The sequence below is a fragment of the Paenibacillus cymbidii genome, from assembly GCF_004764705.1.
Taxonomy (GTDB): Bacteria; Bacillota; Bacilli; order Paenibacillales; family NBRC-103111; genus Paenibacillus_AN; species Paenibacillus_AN cymbidii.
On sequence record NZ_SHLX01000002.1, the window covers coordinates 1 to 15,380 of the forward strand.

The following is a 15,380-nucleotide window of genomic DNA, read 5'->3' on the forward strand; positions in this document are numbered from 1 at the left end:
CCCGTCCGCCGCTAGCCCATCCCGAAGGATGAACCCGCTCGACTTGCATGTATTAGGCACGCCGCCAGCGTTCGTCCTGAGCCAGGATCAAACTCTCCATAAAGGTAGTTCGAACTTGCTCTTCAAAACACTAGCTTACGATCCGAAGATCGCTGTTGCTTGCTCACTCGTTGTTCAGTTTTCAAAGGGCAATGACTTGCTGTTGTTCTTGCTTGTCCGTCGCCCGTAAGCGACAGGAATTACATCTTAGCACGTTTCGACATTCGATTGCAACCCTCAATTTTTACCAGTTGGCTGCTTTCTCGCGGTTCGCACCGCTTGCTTCTCGTGCCGTCCGAGCCTGCTCTCGCGGCCGGAAGACCAATATAGCACAGACGCAAAAGCGATGTCAACCCATCGTCCCAACTTTTTATTCAGACTGTCAGGACCGCCAAGCAAGGCCGTCGGAACAGCCCGACCCCAAAAATAACCCAAAAAAAATGGCTTATTGCCGCCATTTCGCCCATGAATCAAAAATAGCCAGTGAATTCATTGGCTATTCGCACCAAACAGCCCTCCAAACGCACATTATAGCCAAATAGCCAATAAAATCGCTGGCTATTTCAGAGAGACTGCCCGAATATCGTGAAATAGCCAGTAAAACATGGCCTATTTCGAAACACACGCTTTGCTGAAGCAACGCCGGCGCGCGAAACGGCCTCCGGGCGTTAGCCCGGAAGCCGCAGCCGCAGCTTGCCGCCAAAATAGCGGAGAACCGTTACTGAATGCTGACGCCGGCACTTGCGTAGCCGTTCATCGTATTTATCAACATGGCTCCGGATGCCGTAGCGGAAAACACCAGCAGCAATCGCGTACCGGCTGTGACCGGGATTGACAAGCCGGTAAGCGTGCCGTAGGACATTGTACCGTCCATCAGCAATGCTGTCAGGCCAGGCGTCAATTGAACAGCCGTGCCGGCGATCGGCGCAAACACATTGCTTCCAGCGTCCGCACTATAAAGTTGGGCTTGTATGTTTATTGTCGTTCCCACAAAAGCGTTGGCAAAAGTGCTGAAAGTTGCCGACACCGCTTTGATCGTACCCGCCTGCGGCACAACAAATGCGTAATTGAGATCGGTACCTGCCGAACCTGTCAAATCGATTGAGCTCCCGACGAGCGACACCGCGACTGACTTGCCGAATCCGATCGCCGCCACGTTACCGGACAGTCCTCCAGCTGCCGTAGTCAAACTGACCGGCATCCCCGACGCATACGGGATGATCGCGCCTGCACCGCCGGCGCCGCCGCTGCCGGCCGGGCCCGTATCGCCTTTCGCCGCCAGAAGTGTATAGTGGGCCGATACATTCGGCAAGCCGACCGGCGGCGCCGTATTCACGATATAAGTGCTGCCCTCGTAGGTCACGACTTTATTGACCGCATAAGTCGGCGCATCCGCGACATTATAGGCAACAACTCCCGCCAGCCCGGCTCCCGCCGGACCTTGCGCGCCTGCGGCGCCTGCCGGGCCTTGAGGACCTGCCGGCCCCGCAGGACCTTGAGGACCCGCCGGGCCTTGCGCGCCCGCGGCACCTGCCGGACCTTGCTCGCCTTTGTCCCCTTTAGCCCCCTGCTCGCCCTTGTCGCCTTTCGCGCCGTCTTTCCCGTCCTTTGCCGGGACAACCGGCTCCTGCTTCTGAATTTCGGCCGCGTCGACAAAAGTGGCGGCGCCGTTCGCATACACGACCGTCACCCGCTGCCCCGGCCGCAGCTCCGAGCCTTCGCCTTCCGAACCGTAAACGATCGTATCCGCGTTAACCTGGAACCGTTCGATCGCCCCGTCGTCCGTGAGCAGCGACAGCGTGCCGTCCGCCAGTCCGGTGAACGTGCCTTTGGCCACCTTGCCCGGCTGCTGGGCGAGATACACTTCCGCGTTGCTCAGCACTTTGGCAACCTGCGCCCGCGTGATCGGCTCGAGCGGCCGGAACGTCCGGTCGGGGAACCCGTCGATGATCTCCAGCTGAACGGCGGCGTTGATATAGCCGGCCCCTCCCGGAGACACGCCGGAGGCGTCGCCGAACGGCACGGGACTGTCGCTGAGCGCCGCGGCGGACGTTTCCTTCCCGAGCGCCCTCACGACAAGCTTGGCCACCCACTCGCGCGTAGCCGCCTCCGCCCCCCAGTTGCCGGCGGACGACTCTTCGCCTGGCGCGATCAGCCCTTTTGCGATCGCGAACTGAACCCAGTTCTTCGCCCAGGCGTCGGTGCCGAGCGGCAATTCGCCTTCCGCCGCCCCCGGGCTTTCGATCCCCATGAAACGAAGCGCCATAACGACAGCCTCTTGGCGGCTGACAGACTGGTCCGGATTGAAATTACCGCCGTCCCCTTCCGCCACGCCGAGCGCTGCCAACTTCGTTATGTACTTGTAGGCCCAGGAATCGGCACCCACGTCGGCAAACGAAACGTTCGCCGCCGCCGACACAACGCCGGCCCGCGCCCACGGCGCAGCGCCGATCGCCTGACTGAACAGCGCCGCGGCCAGCACCGTATGCATGACCGGCTTTATCATCCGTTTGAGAAAACGATTCCGCTGCAAATGTTGCTCCGATCCATTCGATTGGTGTACCACGCCAATCCTCCGCTCCCATAGTAATATCGCTGCAAGCCCACCGGCCCGCACCGTCATCGGCAACGATACCAAAGGCCGCTTAACGTTCGCTTAACAGCTTGCCCGTCGGCCGTCAGCAGCGCCTACGGTTTTCGGGCCCGACGGTCATTAAGCAATTGTTAAGCGGGAACAGGTACACTATAATGGCACGTATCGAAGGAGGCCCGGCGGCATATGCGCAGGTTCGGATTTTGGGCGGGAATCATCGTTCTGACTGCAATCGTCGCGGCAGCGATGTGGATTTCCGCATTCGCGGGCAAGCATGCGCCCGCGGCGGTCCAGGGCGTACTGGACTTGAGCGGCTGGAATTTCGCCAAGGACGGTTCTGTGCCGCTCGACGGCGAATGGGAGTTTTACCCCAATCGATTGCTTGCTCCGGGCGATGTGCAAGGCGCCGCCGCCTACAAGCGTTATATGACGGTGCCGGGCAAATGGGAGCAGCCGCAAATCAATCGCGGGACGCCGATGAAAGCCGCGGGCTACGGCACGTACCGGCTGCTCATCCGGCTCCAGCAAACCGACAGGCAGTTCGCCGTCGCCAAAAACTATGTGCGGTTTGCCGACAAGCTCTATGTCGAGGGCGTGTTGATGGGGCAATCCGGCCTTCCCGGCGAATCAAAAGCAAGCTACACGCCGCGCAACGTACCGTATACCGCCTATTTCCATGCCGACCGGAACGAAATCGAGCTGCTGCTGCAAGCGGCCAATTTCGATTACCGGAGCGGCGGCGTCACCAACTCGCTGTATTTCGGTCTTGCCGAAGATATCGCGGCAGGCAAAACGCTGCAAACATCGTTCGAATGGACGGCTTCCCTCGTTTCGCTGCTGTTCGGCCTGTTCGCCTTGTCGCTCCATCTCTGGTTTCATCGGAACAAGCTGCTGTTGCTGTTCGGCGCATACTTTTTCATCTCCGGCCTCAGCATGATTACGAACGGGGAACGGATTTTCATGCAGCTGTTCCCGCATCTCCCCTTCGAATGGACGTTCAAAATCAAGCTGTTGGCAACGTTTCTGCGACCGGTGGCGCTGTTCTCGATCGTGCGCGTCATGTTCAAGCCGTTCGCATTCAACAAGCTGTTCCTGACGCTGGCGATCGCGTATGCGCTGTATTGCGCCGGCATTGCCGCGCTTCCGTTCCGGATTTACTCGCTGCTGCAGGACGCGGCATATGCCGGCGTTCCGCTATCGCTGGCCGTGCTGGTCGCGCTGCTGCTGATCGCTTACGCCCGCGGAAACTACGGCACGCTCGACAGACGGGCGTTTCAGCTGTTTTTTGCCGCCGTCTACTGCTTGCTGCTTACGGAAGTAAGCATCGTCCTGAGCAATGAAAACAAGATTTCGGGCATCGTCACGAATGTTGCGATCGTGCTGGTTTGCCTGTTCATCGTCATGATGCAGGCGCGGCAATATTTTGTGGCGTACTCGTCCATGAGCCGGTTGACGCGGCAGCTGCAAATGGCCGACCGGATGAAAGACGAATTTCTGCTATTGACGTCCCACGAGTTGAATACACCGCTGCACGGCATTATCAATTTGGCGCAATCCGCGCTCGAAGAGAAGTTCAAAAAATCCGGCGAAGCGAAGCAGCACGAACGGCTCCGCCTGATTCGCAGCACCGCCTACCGGATGTCGAATCTGGTCAAGGACGTAATCGACGCCGCCAAGCTCAAGGAAGGCCGGCTCGATCTGGAGCCGCGCATCGTCGATATCGTCGCGTGCGCATCCGTGGCGATCGAGGTGTTCGGTTTTCTTGCCAAGGGCCGCAACATATCGTTCGATTCCGACTTCGCTCCGAGCGCCCGCCTGATCGTCGCCGACGAAATCCGGTTCATGCAGGTGCTTTACAACGCGATCGACTACGCCTTGCGGCGCGTACAGGACGGCACGATCGCCATCGGAAGCCGCAAGGTGCAGGACGGCTCCTTTGTCGAAATCGCGATCGACCCTGCGGGCGTGGAGCGCGAATCGACGGCGGACAACGGCTCCGTGGCGGTTGGCCTGTCGATCGCAAGCGAGCTGATGGAACGAATGAACGGACAGTTTGCGCTTGACGAAGCGGCGGGAACGATTCGCCTCCGCTTGCCGGCAGCGGCAAAAGCCGCACCGAAAGAAGGCGCGAAAGCGGCCTCCAAGCCGCCTGTCCCGCCGGGCCCGCGAACGACGGCCGATCGCGGCGGGCCCAAAGTGCTGCTCGCCTCCGCCGACCCGCTCAATCTGGAGCAGCTGTACGGCATACTGGAAATGGAAGGGTACGACGTGTCGGCCGCCTCCTCGGACAAAGAGGCGCTGGCGCTCGTCGCCCGCAAGGAAAGGCCGGACATCGTGCTGCTGGACGTGCTGCTGCCGGAAGCGAACGGTTATGGGGTATGCCGCGAGATTCGCCGCCATTTTACGCATGCGGAGCTGCCGGTGCTGTTCATCAGCGCGCGGAATACGCCGGCGGACATCGAAGCGGGCATAACCTCGGGGGGCAGCGACTTCATCGCAAGGCCGCTCGATGCCGGCGAAATTCGCGTCCGTATCCGCACGCTGCTGGCGATCAAGCGGCTGGCCAAGGAGTCGGCCCGGAACGAAATGGCGTTCCTGCAATCGCAGATCAAGCCGCATTTTCTTTACAACGCGCTCGGCACAATCATGGCCCTCTGCTATACGGACGGTCCGCGCGCCGGAGAGTTGATTTCGGTATTCAGCCACTATTTGCGCGTCATCTTCCATCTCGACAACACGGAGGAAACCGTCACGTTGCGCAAGGAGATGGAGCTGGTGCAGGCGTATGTCGATATCGAAAAAGCGCGGTTCGGCGAACGGCTCCGCTTCGAGCTCGATGCGGATACGGAGCTTTACGATTGCCGCGTCATGCCGCTGACGATTGAGCCGCTCGTGGAAAATGCGATCCGGCACGGCATTACAAAACGAATCCAGGGCGGTACGGTCCGATTAACCGTTCGCGGCCAAACCGGTTATGTGCAAATTACGGTGGAGGACGACGGCGTAGGCATGACGCCCGAGCAGGCGGAGACGGCGTTCGAGCGGCACGATGCCGACCAGGGCGTCGGCTTGCTCAATATCCGGCGGCGCATCGCCCACCTGACGGACAAGCGTCCGGTCATCGAAAGCGAACCGGGCCGCGGGACGAAAGTGACCGTCTGGCTCCCGATGGAGCGTCCCGGCACAGACGAAGGAAGTGACAAGCAGGATGAAAGCGATATTAATTGACGACGAGGAGCATGCGCGCAATTTGCTGGCGTTGTTTCTGCACAAAATCGGCGGTGTGACGATTGTCGGCCAAGCCGGCAATGCAAGGGACGCGCTGGCCTGCATGCGGGAGCGGCTGCCCGACGTCGTGTTCCTCGATATCGAAATGCCGGAAGTAAACGGCCTCGAGCTGGCCGAAACGATCAACGGCGAGTTCGCCGACGTTCATCTCGTATTCGTGACGGCCTATGACCGTTACGCAATTGCCGCCTTTGAACAGGAGGCGCTCGATTACATCCTGAAGCCGCTGGAAATGAAACGTCTGGAGCGTACGGTGGCCCGGGTCCGCAAGGAGCTCGAGAAGGGCGCGCCCATAGCCGCTCCCGCTTCGGCAGCCTCCGATGGCGATGCGGCGCCGAAGCTGCATATCCGCTTGTTCGGCGGCTTCGAGGCGACGGACGGCAGCGGGCGACGGTTCAAGATGCGAACGTCCAAGGAAAAGGAACTGCTCGCTTATTTGGCGGCGCATGCGGACAGCCGTCCCCACCGAGACGTCATTCTGGAGCAGTTGTGGCCGGAGGAACACCACCAGAAAGCAAAAGTTTACTTGCACACCTGCGTCAGCTACTTGCGCAAAAATTTGAAGGCGCTCGGCACCGGCCCTATTGTGTTGTTCGAGGATCAGCGCTATTTTCTCGACGTGGATCGGGTCGCTATCGATTGGCTCCTATTCCGAAGGAAATTGGAGGCGATCAGACGGCAAAAAACTCCCGCGCCCGACGAAATCGAAGATGTCCTGGCGCTTTGCGGGGGGCCGCTGTTCGGGGATTCGGACTACATGTGGGCGGAAGGAATGGCGGAGGAGTGCGACCAGGAGACCGCACACTTGTTGCTGTCGCTGGCGAAAGCTTATTGGGATCGCGGAGAGGCGGAACAAGCCGCACAAACGGCGGAGCGTCTCTGCAGCCAGGATCCGTACAACGAAGAAGCGCACCGCTGCTGGATCGCCAGCCTGCAGAAGCTCGGCCGTCACCAGGAAGCGGTCCGGGTGTACCGGAAACTGGAGCAGACGCTGCGGCAGGAGTTGCAGTTGGAACCCTCCGGCATAACAAAAAGGCTGTTGCAAGGCAACAGCCGGACCCCGTGACGGGTTGGTTACCCGGCTCTTGTCCGGGCGCGATTATTGTTTGATCTGGTTGTGGCTCGTATTCGCGAGGGCGATCAGATTGCGTTCGCCTTTCACCATCACGGAATGACATTGGGGGCATACGGGAGCGACGGATAACGAAAAGTTATCTCGCATCCATCCCTTGCAGTTTTCATTCGAGCAAGACCAAACTGGCGTCATTTCCAATGGGGTATCGTCAAGCGGTCTTTTCCGGGAATGATACATGTGCATCCCTCTTTCCGTTCCGGATTCGGTGCTGCGATTCGCAAGCGCCGTTTCGAGCCTGTTGCCGAAAAAATAAGGCCCCAAACAAATTGTTTGGGGCCTTATTGCGCATCGATTTACAGTTTAACGACGTTCTCGGCTTGCGGGCCGCGGTTGCCTTGAACGACGTTAAACTCGACGCGTTGCCCTTCGTCCAACGATTTGTAGCCGTCGCCAACGATTGCGCTGAAGTGAACGAAAACGTCTTTGCCGCCTTCCACTTCGATGAAGCCAAAGCCTTTTTCTGCGTTAAACCATTTTACTGTTCCTGTTTCCATTTCGAATTACCACCTTTTGGTTATTAACATGATCTTTTTCATTTGCAAACAAATAAAAATTCACACATCGTACATAGTTATTGAGATGAAGCAATAACCATCTACGCTATGTGAATTTGGTTAATATCTAGAATATACACTATCCTAACACCAATTGCAAGCCCCATTTTGAAAAAAAATGAGAAAAACCGTCAGAGAAGATCATCCTCACGGTCCTTTTTGGTTTGGAGTCTGAAAGGGCGGCTTTTTTGCCCGCGGCCATCGGGGCAAGCGCCATCCCCCCATTTGCCAACTAACCCCTTGCCAAATAGGCCATGTTTTCTTGCCTATTTAACCAAAAACGGGCAGCCTCTTCAAAATAACCAGCGAAATCACTGGCTATTTCGCTTGAAGTGCCGATTTGAAGTCGATCGGGAGGAAATAACCAGTGTTTTCACTGGTTATTTCCGATGAGCCGGGCAATAGGAGGCAAATAGGCCATTTTTCATGGGCTATTTTCGTTGCCGAGCAAGAAATCGTAATTCTTATCTACCAATATTGCTTTGTGCGGCAAACCACTCCCAGCCGAAGCCGACATGATCCGGTTTATGCGAATCCGAGCCATACACACAAGCGATGCCCCGCGCCCGGCAAGCGGCGAGAAACCAGGCCGGTACGTACGGCTTGCCGCATGTCGCCACGCGCATCCCGGCCGTGTTCACGTCGATGCCGACGCCGGTCGCGGCCAGCAGCGGCAAAATCGCTTCCAGCCGGCGGCGAATGTGGTTTTCGTCGATCGGCGGCAGCGCCGACGCGAACTTTTCGATCAAATTAATATGGCCGATCCGCTTGCGGATGTGCGAAGGGAGATGACCCGCCCGCGCGATCGCCGCTTCCACATGGTCGTAATATTCGTCGACGACATTCGTCATCGTGCCGTAATAAGCCAGCAGATGCTCGGCAAAGTGGTCGGGTTTGTAGTCGACGCACTGCATGACCCCGCCTCGCCCGCGCAAATAATGCACGGAATACACGACATCCTCCAGCTCGCCCTGCCACTCGTCGACGATCCGCTCCGTAAAGCCGAACGCCCCCGGCAAATAATCGAGCTCCAGCCCGACCGTCACGTCGAGCCGTCCTTCATATTGGCGTTTCATCGCTTTGGCGTACGCCATATAAGCCGGCAGTTCGTCCATCGGCATCGCCAGCTCGCGGAACAGCTCCCCATCCTCCACCCACCCTTGCGGCAGCGGCGGATGCTCGCTGATCGTATACCGCTCGAAGCCGAGTGCGAGCGCGCGGTCTAGATACGCCTCCTGCTCCGCATCGTTGCCGTGGTAACAAAACTTCGTATGCGTGTGGCCGTCCCATTTTAGCGTCAACGGGGGTTCTCTCCTTTATGCTGTGATTTGTTCGCTTCGCGATAGGCGGAAGGCGCCAGGCCTTCCAGCTTCTTGAACACGCGGCTGAAGTAGAAGGTGTCCTGAAACCCGACCGCTTCGGCCACTTCCTGCAAGCTGCAAGGGCCGGCGTGAAGCAAAAATTTTGCCCGCTGGATCCTCAGTTGGTGAATATAAGTGACTACGGAGATGCCGGCGTACTTTTTGAACACCTGGCAGATGTACTCGTAATTGCGGCCGATCGCCTGCTCGATCGTTTCCTTCGAATTGGGCTGCATGTACGATTCTTCCAAATGATTGACGATCCGGCGAAACGTCAGAAAGGGTACCGGCACTTCCGTTTCCGCGTTCTGACGCAGCACTTCGTCCGCCAATTGTTCCAGCATACCGGCCAGCACGATCGACAGCCGGAAACGAAAATAGCCTCTCGGCTGGCGGAATTCACGCAGCAGCCGCTCGAACTCGCCGAGCAACCGGAACCGTTCCGTCGTCCGATGACGGCGCGGCAAAAGCAGGCTGTCGACGTCGCGGGTGCCGGACGTGCGCAGCAGCGATTCGGGGGCATGGACGATTCTGCGTTCGTCGCTAAGTATCGTCCCGTTCTCCCGTTCGGTCAAGCCGGGATCGGCCGTAAATTGCGCCCAAAAAAACAATCCGCCGTCGCTCGGCTTCCAAATGTAATGCGGGTCCCACGGCAATAACAACAGCGTGTCGCCGGACAAGAGCGTGAGCTTGTCGTCGCCGACCGCCAAATGCACCGGGCCGTCCGCCACCACAATCAGCTCGTAATGGGGATTGCTGTGCACTTCGCCGGGTTTGCCGTTCGTCCTGTCGTGGTGTCCCGCCCACTTGACGTCGAGCGCCGCGTGGCGGGCGAGCGAAAAGTAGCGCAAGATGCCCTCCGTTTCCCGATATTGGCGGCCGGCCAAATCGCAATAACGTTCATGGAAGCGGCCGCTTGCCGCCTGTTATGATGATTATATCGGAGACCCCGCAGAAAGGAAATGATCCCTTTGACAACCATTGTACTGAACGAACAGGACTATTACCGCAAAGTATACGGAGGCTGGCTCGGCAAAAATATCGGCGGCACGCTGGGCGCTCCGGTGGAAGGCAAAATGGAGCTGCTGCAGCTGACCTATTATCCGGTGCTCCCGGACGGCCCGCTCGAAAACGACGATCTCGACCTGCAGCTCGTCTGGCTGCATGCGCTGGAGCAGTACGGGGCGCGGTTGACCGCGGAGGAGCTTGGGAAGGAATGGGTGGAGCATGTCTTTTTCCCGTTCGACGAGTACGGGTATGCGCTGACGAATTTGCGCCGGGGACTGGCTGCGCCGGTGGCGGGCTCGTTCAACAACCCGTTCGCCGATTGCATGGGTTCGCCGATTCGTTCGGAAATTTGGGCGATGGCCGCACCCGCAGCGCCGTCGGTCGCCGCATATTACGCGTATCAGGACGCCATTGTCGACCATGCCGGCGGCGAAGGGGTGTATGGGGAAATGTTGTTTGCGGCGATGGAGAGCGCCGCTTTCGTCGAATCGGACCGCGATCGGCTGATCGCGATCGGGCTGGCGCACATTCCGCCGGATTGCCGCACGGCGCTCGCCGTGCGCGACTTGCTGCGCTGGCACGGCGAAGGCGTCGACTGGCTGGAAGCGCGCCGCCTCGTGCTTGCTCATCACGGCAGCCCCAACTTCACCGACGCGCCGCAAAATATCGCCTTTACGATTCTCGGCTGGCTGTACGGCGCCGATTTCGAGGATTGCATTCTGAAAGCCGTCAACTGCGGCTACGACACGGACTGCACCGCCGCCACGCTGGGGGCGTTGCTTGGCATGATTCTCGGGCCGGAGGGGCTGCCCGAGCGCTGGGTGAAGCCGGTCGGCGACCGGATCGTCGTCAGCCCGCCGATCAAGGGCTTCCCGGTGCCGGCCAATCTCGACGAGCTGACCCGCCGCACGATGCGCGTCGGCCGCGAAGTGCTCGCCGTGTGGGACGCCGGCGTCGCGATCAGTCGCGATGCGGCGACTTCGGCTTCGGCTTCGGCTGCGGCGGCCTTGCCGGCCGAGCCGAGCGAAGCGGTGCGCGCGTTGTGGCGTGCGCCGGCGACGGCGAACCGCTTCCTGCTGCCGCAAGGCACCAGTGCGGAAGGTATAGGCGTCGAGCTGACGGTCGACTACGGCGAGGAAGGGCCCTCCATCGCCCGTGGCGGTACGAAGCGGCTGGCGCTGACGCTGGCGAACCGCTCCCGCGAAGCGTGGGAAGGCGCCGTGCGCTGGGAACTGCCGGCCGGCTGGAGCGGCGCGCCGGCGGAGCATCCGTTTGCGCTGGCGCCCGGCGAGGCGCTGGCGTGGGAGGAGACGCTGGCCGCGCCGGCAGCGGCGGAGGCGCCGGACGGTGCGCACCGGCTGGCGCTGCTGCTGGATCGCCGCCACGACGGCGACCTGTGGGCGACGGAGCGCGTCGGCCTAGCGCTCGTCGCGGCGTCGCGCTGGCGCGTCAGCGGGCCGGGCGGAGCCGCGACGAGCAAGGCGGCGAGCGGTAGCGGCACAAGCGAGGCGAACGAGGCGGCGAGTGGCGGCGTTATCGCCGGCTTCGCGGGCGACCGGCTCGACTTTGCCGGGGCGCTCGGCACGGAGGCGCCGGGCGTCTACCGCGCCGAGTCGAAGCTGCACAACCCGCGCGAGCGCGCCGTGCGCCTGATCGCCGGCACCGCCAGCCCGGTGAAGCTGTGGTTGAACGGCAAGCTCGTCATCGACGCGCCGCAGCGCACCGACTTCATGCCGGCGTACCATCGCGCGCCGCAGAGCAAGCTGTACGAGCTCGTGCTTCCGGCAGGAGCGCACGATATCGCAATCGAAGCGGTCAAGGACGACGAGCCGCTGGAGCTGTACGTGCTGCCGGTCGCCCAGCGCCCCGAGCGCCAGCCGGGACCGTTCTTCTACTTGACCGGCATCCGGTTCGACGTCGACTGACGGGCGAACCCGGGCCGCGGAAGTGAGTGGACAGCGAGTAACCGAAGCGCATAACGAAAGCGAGCAACCGAAGCCAGCAACGGAAGGTGCGACAGCAAACATCGGCTTCACATGAACCCCTCATTCGAAATAGGCCACAAAAAATGGCCTATTAGCCCTTTTTCCCCGCCTCGTCGCAAATAGCCAGTGAAATCACTGGCTATTTCCTCCCGAGCGGCCCAATACCGGGCTTTCCAGCAAAATAACCAGCGAAAACATGGCCTATTTGGGCAACGAGACCCGTTTTTCGCGAAATAGGCCATTTTTCATGGCCTATTTCGTTATATACAGCTACACATACGCCGTTCGCTTTCTCCTGCCGTTGTTGCTATCATGGAAAAAAGACAACCACGGCTGAAAGAAAGGACCAACGCCATGAGCACGAAAGACGAGCGACTGGCGGGCGAAGTGCTGGCGCTGTTCGGCGACAGCCGGAAGCTGCCCAGCGGCGTCCGCCCCCGCTTCGAATCGCGGCAGCGGCTGGAAGCCGAATTTACGCTGACGCCCCGCCAATACGGATATCGCGACTGGCTGTTCGATATCGAGCTGCGCATCGGCCCCGGGCGGCTCTATATCGTGCGGGATATCCGCGATTTTCTCAAACGCGTCGACGAAGGCCGGACGCTGAGCTTTACGCCGCAGTTCGAATACGACCCGGCACAGCACCACTTCGGCGCCGCGGACGACGCGCTGATCCGCGAGCTGGTCCGCGTCGTCCGGAGGGAAGAGTTGTACCGCCACACGAACGGCATCACTTCGTTCCAACTTTCCCGCAGCAGACAGAACGATCGCGAGCGCGTTTTGCCGCTCGATTCCGCCTCGTGGCCGGCAGCGCGCCAACTGCTGACGGCGGCTCCCGCCGTAGAGCTGCAGCATCGCCGCCGCACCTGGCGCGGCTTCCGGATCAGCGACGAACCGCTGCCGCTGCAATTCGCCGTCGACCGCGCCCCCGAGGAAGACGGCTACCTGCTGCTGATCGAAGGAATGCCGGAGCTGACGATCATGGAAAGCTACAGCGCCGTGCTTCACGACGGCAAGCTGTGGCAGCTGCCGGCCGCCGACTGCGCGCGGCTCGCCGAACTGAAGCAGCTCACCGAGCGCGAAGGCACCGGGCGACTGCCGTTTGCGCCCGAACAAGCCGAACAACTGATGGAGCGCGTCGTGCCGGGGCTGATGAAGCTCGGCGCCGTCCGCATCGCGCAGGCGGTCAGCGACCGGATCGTCAAGACGAAGCTGAAGGCGCGGCTTTATTTGGACCGGGTGAAGGACCGGCTGCTCGCATCGCTGGAATTCCAGTACGGCGATATCGTCGTCAACCCGCTCGCGCATACGAAGACGCAATCGAACCGGCAAGGGCAAGGGGAAAGCCGCATTCTGCTGCGGGACGGCGATCAGGAGCAGCGCATTCTCGAGTTGATGGAATCGGTGCCTTGCACGATAACGGATGGCGGCTACATTTGGCCGGATGAAGAGGAGCAGTTCGATTTTCTGCACAACGTCATTCCGGAGCTGGAGAACCAACTCGCGGTTTATGCGACAACGGCGGTCAAGGAGCGGCTGTTCGTCGGCTCGGCGCCGCCGCGGATCAGCGTACGGCTGTCCGAACGGACCGACTGGATGAGCTTCACGTTCCACATGGCCGGCATTACGGAGGCGGAAATTCGCCGCGTCCTGCAGGACTTGGAAATGAAGCGCAAATACTACAAGCTGCCGAACGGCGCGCTGATGCCGCTGCAGACGCAGGCGTTTGCGGAAATTCGCCATTTCCTGAAAGGAATCGGCATTACCAGCCGCGACGTGCAGGGCGCCGAGCTGCGGTTGCCGGCGCTGCGCGGGCTCGGGCTGCTGGACGCGCGCGACAACGGGTCGAGCATCCATTTTGACAAGTCGCTGCGGCGGTTTCTCGACGACCTGCGCAACCCGGACAACCTCGAGTGCCCGCTGCCGGAGCCGCTGGCCCCGGTACTCCGCGACTATCAGAAGTTCGGCTTCCAATGGATGAAGACGCTCGCCCATTACCGGTTCGGCGGCATTCTGGCCGACGACATGGGGCTCGGCAAAACGGTGCAAAGCATCACTTTCCTGGCATCCGTCCTGCCGGAGATCCGCGAGCGCAAGCAGCCGGCGCTGATCGTATGCCCCGCTTCGCTCGTCTACAACTGGCTGGGCGAGCTGCGCAAATTCGCGCCCGACATCGCCGCCGTCATCGCCGAAGGCACGAAGCACGAACGAAGCGCCGTGCTGGATGAGGCGGCAGGCAGCGCGGACGTCGTCATCACCTCCTACCCGCTGCTGCGCAAGGACCCGGAGCTGTATGCCGGCCAGACGTTCCATACGCTCATCCTGGACGAAGCGCAAGCGTTCAAAAACTACGCCACCCAAACGGCGCAAGCGGTGCGGCAGCTCGCGGCGGCGCATCGTTTTGCGCTGACCGGCACGCCGGTGGAAAATTCGCTCGACGATTTGTGGTCGATTGCGGAAGCGGTCATGCCCGGCCTGTTCCCGGACCGGCGGACGTTCGCCGAGCTGCCGCGCGAAGCCGTGGCGAAGCGCATCCGGCCGTTCCTGCTGCGGCGGCTGAAGGCGGACGTCGTGCGCGAGCTGCCGGACAAAATCGAGTCGCTGCAAACGTCCGAACTGCTGCCCGAGCAGAAGAAGCTGTACGCGGCGCTGCTCGCCGAGCTCAAGGCGGAAGCGCTGAAGCACCTGCGCGACAACAACTTTCAGCGCAGCCGCATTCGCATTCTGGCCGGCCTGACCCGGCTGCGCCAGGTTTGCTGCCATCCGGCACTCTTCGTGGAAGGCTACGCCGGCGGCTCCGCCAAATTCGAGCAGCTGCTCGAAATCGTGGAAGAGTGCCGCGGCGCGGGCAAACGGGCGCTGATCTTTTCACAATTTACCGGCATGCTGGGGATGATCGCACGCGAGCTGGGGGAGCGCGGGGTGCCGTTCTTCTATCTCGACGGCAGCACGCCGGCCGAAGAACGCGTCGCTTCCTGCGCCCGCTTCAACGAGGGCGAACGCGAGCTGTTCCTCATCTCGCTCAAGGCGGGCGGCACCGGGCTCAACTTGACCGGGGCGGACACGGTCATCCTCTACGATCTGTGGTGGAACCCGGCAGCCGAGCAGCAGGCGGCCGACCGGGCGCACCGCATCGGGCAGAAGCAGGTCGTGCACGTCATGCGGCTCGTCGCCCAGGGCACCGTCGAGGACAAAATGATCGCGCTCCAGGAGCGCAAACGCAGCTTGATCGACGAGGTCGTGCAGCCGGGCGAAACGGAGTTGTCCGCGCTGACGGAGCAGGATATTCGCGAGCTGCTGGCGCTGGAGTAACACGGTTAGCCGCCCTCTATGCCTGGCGTCGCGAATGGCCCTTGAATTTGCCGCGCCGTTTCGGTAGGATAAGGGAAGGTTGATTTTTGAGGCGATGAGGGACCG

9 protein-coding genes and 1 rRNA gene are annotated in these 15,380 nt (G+C 60.8%); 4 read left to right on the forward strand and 6 right to left on the reverse strand.

Annotation, left to right across the window (positions count from 1 at the left end):
• Both EXY20_RS03470 and EXY20_RS03475 read right to left on the reverse strand, forming a co-directional pair.
• Positions 1–103: ribosomal RNA gene (locus EXY20_RS03470) — 16S ribosomal RNA — on the reverse strand; the annotation flags it as partial.
• Positions 104–757: 654 nt separating this feature from the next.
• Positions 758–2,605 carry an exosporium glycoprotein BclB-related protein gene (locus tag EXY20_RS03475; RefSeq protein ID WP_167858957.1) on the reverse strand — a complete coding sequence of 616 codons (1,848 nt, stop codon included), beginning with the start codon at positions 2,603–2,605 and terminating at the stop codon, positions 758–760.
• Between the two features lie 213 nt (positions 2,606–2,818).
• Here EXY20_RS03475 and EXY20_RS03480 point away from each other — a divergent pair, with 213 nt between their 5' ends.
• Both EXY20_RS03480 and EXY20_RS03485 read left to right on the forward strand, forming a co-directional pair.
• The gene (locus EXY20_RS03480; protein ID WP_135547728.1) at positions 2,819–5,860 is read left to right on the forward strand and encodes a hybrid sensor histidine kinase/response regulator; all 3,042 of its coding nucleotides are present in this window, start codon (positions 2,819–2,821) and stop codon (positions 5,858–5,860) included.
• Positions 5,841–6,986, forward strand: a complete 1,146-nt coding sequence (locus tag EXY20_RS03485) for a response regulator (RefSeq protein WP_135547730.1) — start codon at positions 5,841–5,843, stop codon at positions 6,984–6,986. The genes EXY20_RS03480 and EXY20_RS03485 overlap by 20 nt, the downstream gene beginning before the upstream one ends.
• Positions 6,987–7,019: 33 nt before the next feature.
• On the opposite strand, the gene EXY20_RS03490 is transcribed toward EXY20_RS03485, so the two are convergent.
• The 4 genes from EXY20_RS03490 to EXY20_RS03505 form a co-directional block, all read right to left on the reverse strand.
• Complete coding sequence (locus EXY20_RS03490) at positions 7,020–7,238, reverse strand: cold-shock protein (protein ID WP_407944888.1); 219 nt, start codon at positions 7,236–7,238, stop codon at positions 7,020–7,022.
• Between the two features lie 110 nt (positions 7,239–7,348).
• Positions 7,349–7,549, reverse strand: coding sequence for a cold-shock protein (locus EXY20_RS03495; RefSeq protein WP_135547733.1), 201 nt, complete (start codon positions 7,547–7,549; stop codon positions 7,349–7,351).
• Positions 7,550–8,073: 524 nt separating this feature from the next.
• Entirely contained in the window at positions 8,074–8,910 is an 837-nt protein-coding gene (hisJ, locus tag EXY20_RS03500) for a histidinol-phosphatase HisJ (protein WP_135547735.1), read from the reverse strand.
• On the reverse strand, positions 8,907–9,821 hold the full coding sequence (locus tag EXY20_RS03505; RefSeq protein ID WP_167858958.1) for a helix-turn-helix transcriptional regulator: 915 nt from the start codon (positions 9,819–9,821) through the stop codon (positions 8,907–8,909). The genes hisJ and EXY20_RS03505 overlap by 4 nt, the downstream gene beginning before the upstream one ends.
• Before the next feature lie 120 nt (positions 9,822–9,941).
• On the opposite strand from EXY20_RS03505, the gene EXY20_RS03510 reads away from it, so the two are divergent.
• Positions 9,942–11,903, forward strand: coding sequence for an ADP-ribosylglycohydrolase family protein (locus EXY20_RS03510; protein ID WP_167858959.1), 1,962 nt, complete (start codon positions 9,942–9,944; stop codon positions 11,901–11,903).
• Between the two features lie 414 nt (positions 11,904–12,317).
• Positions 12,318–15,275 carry a DEAD/DEAH box helicase gene (locus EXY20_RS03515; protein WP_235885336.1) on the forward strand — a complete coding sequence of 986 codons (2,958 nt, stop codon included), beginning with the start codon at positions 12,318–12,320 and terminating at the stop codon, positions 15,273–15,275.
• The last annotated feature ends 105 nt before the right edge of the window (positions 15,276–15,380 follow it).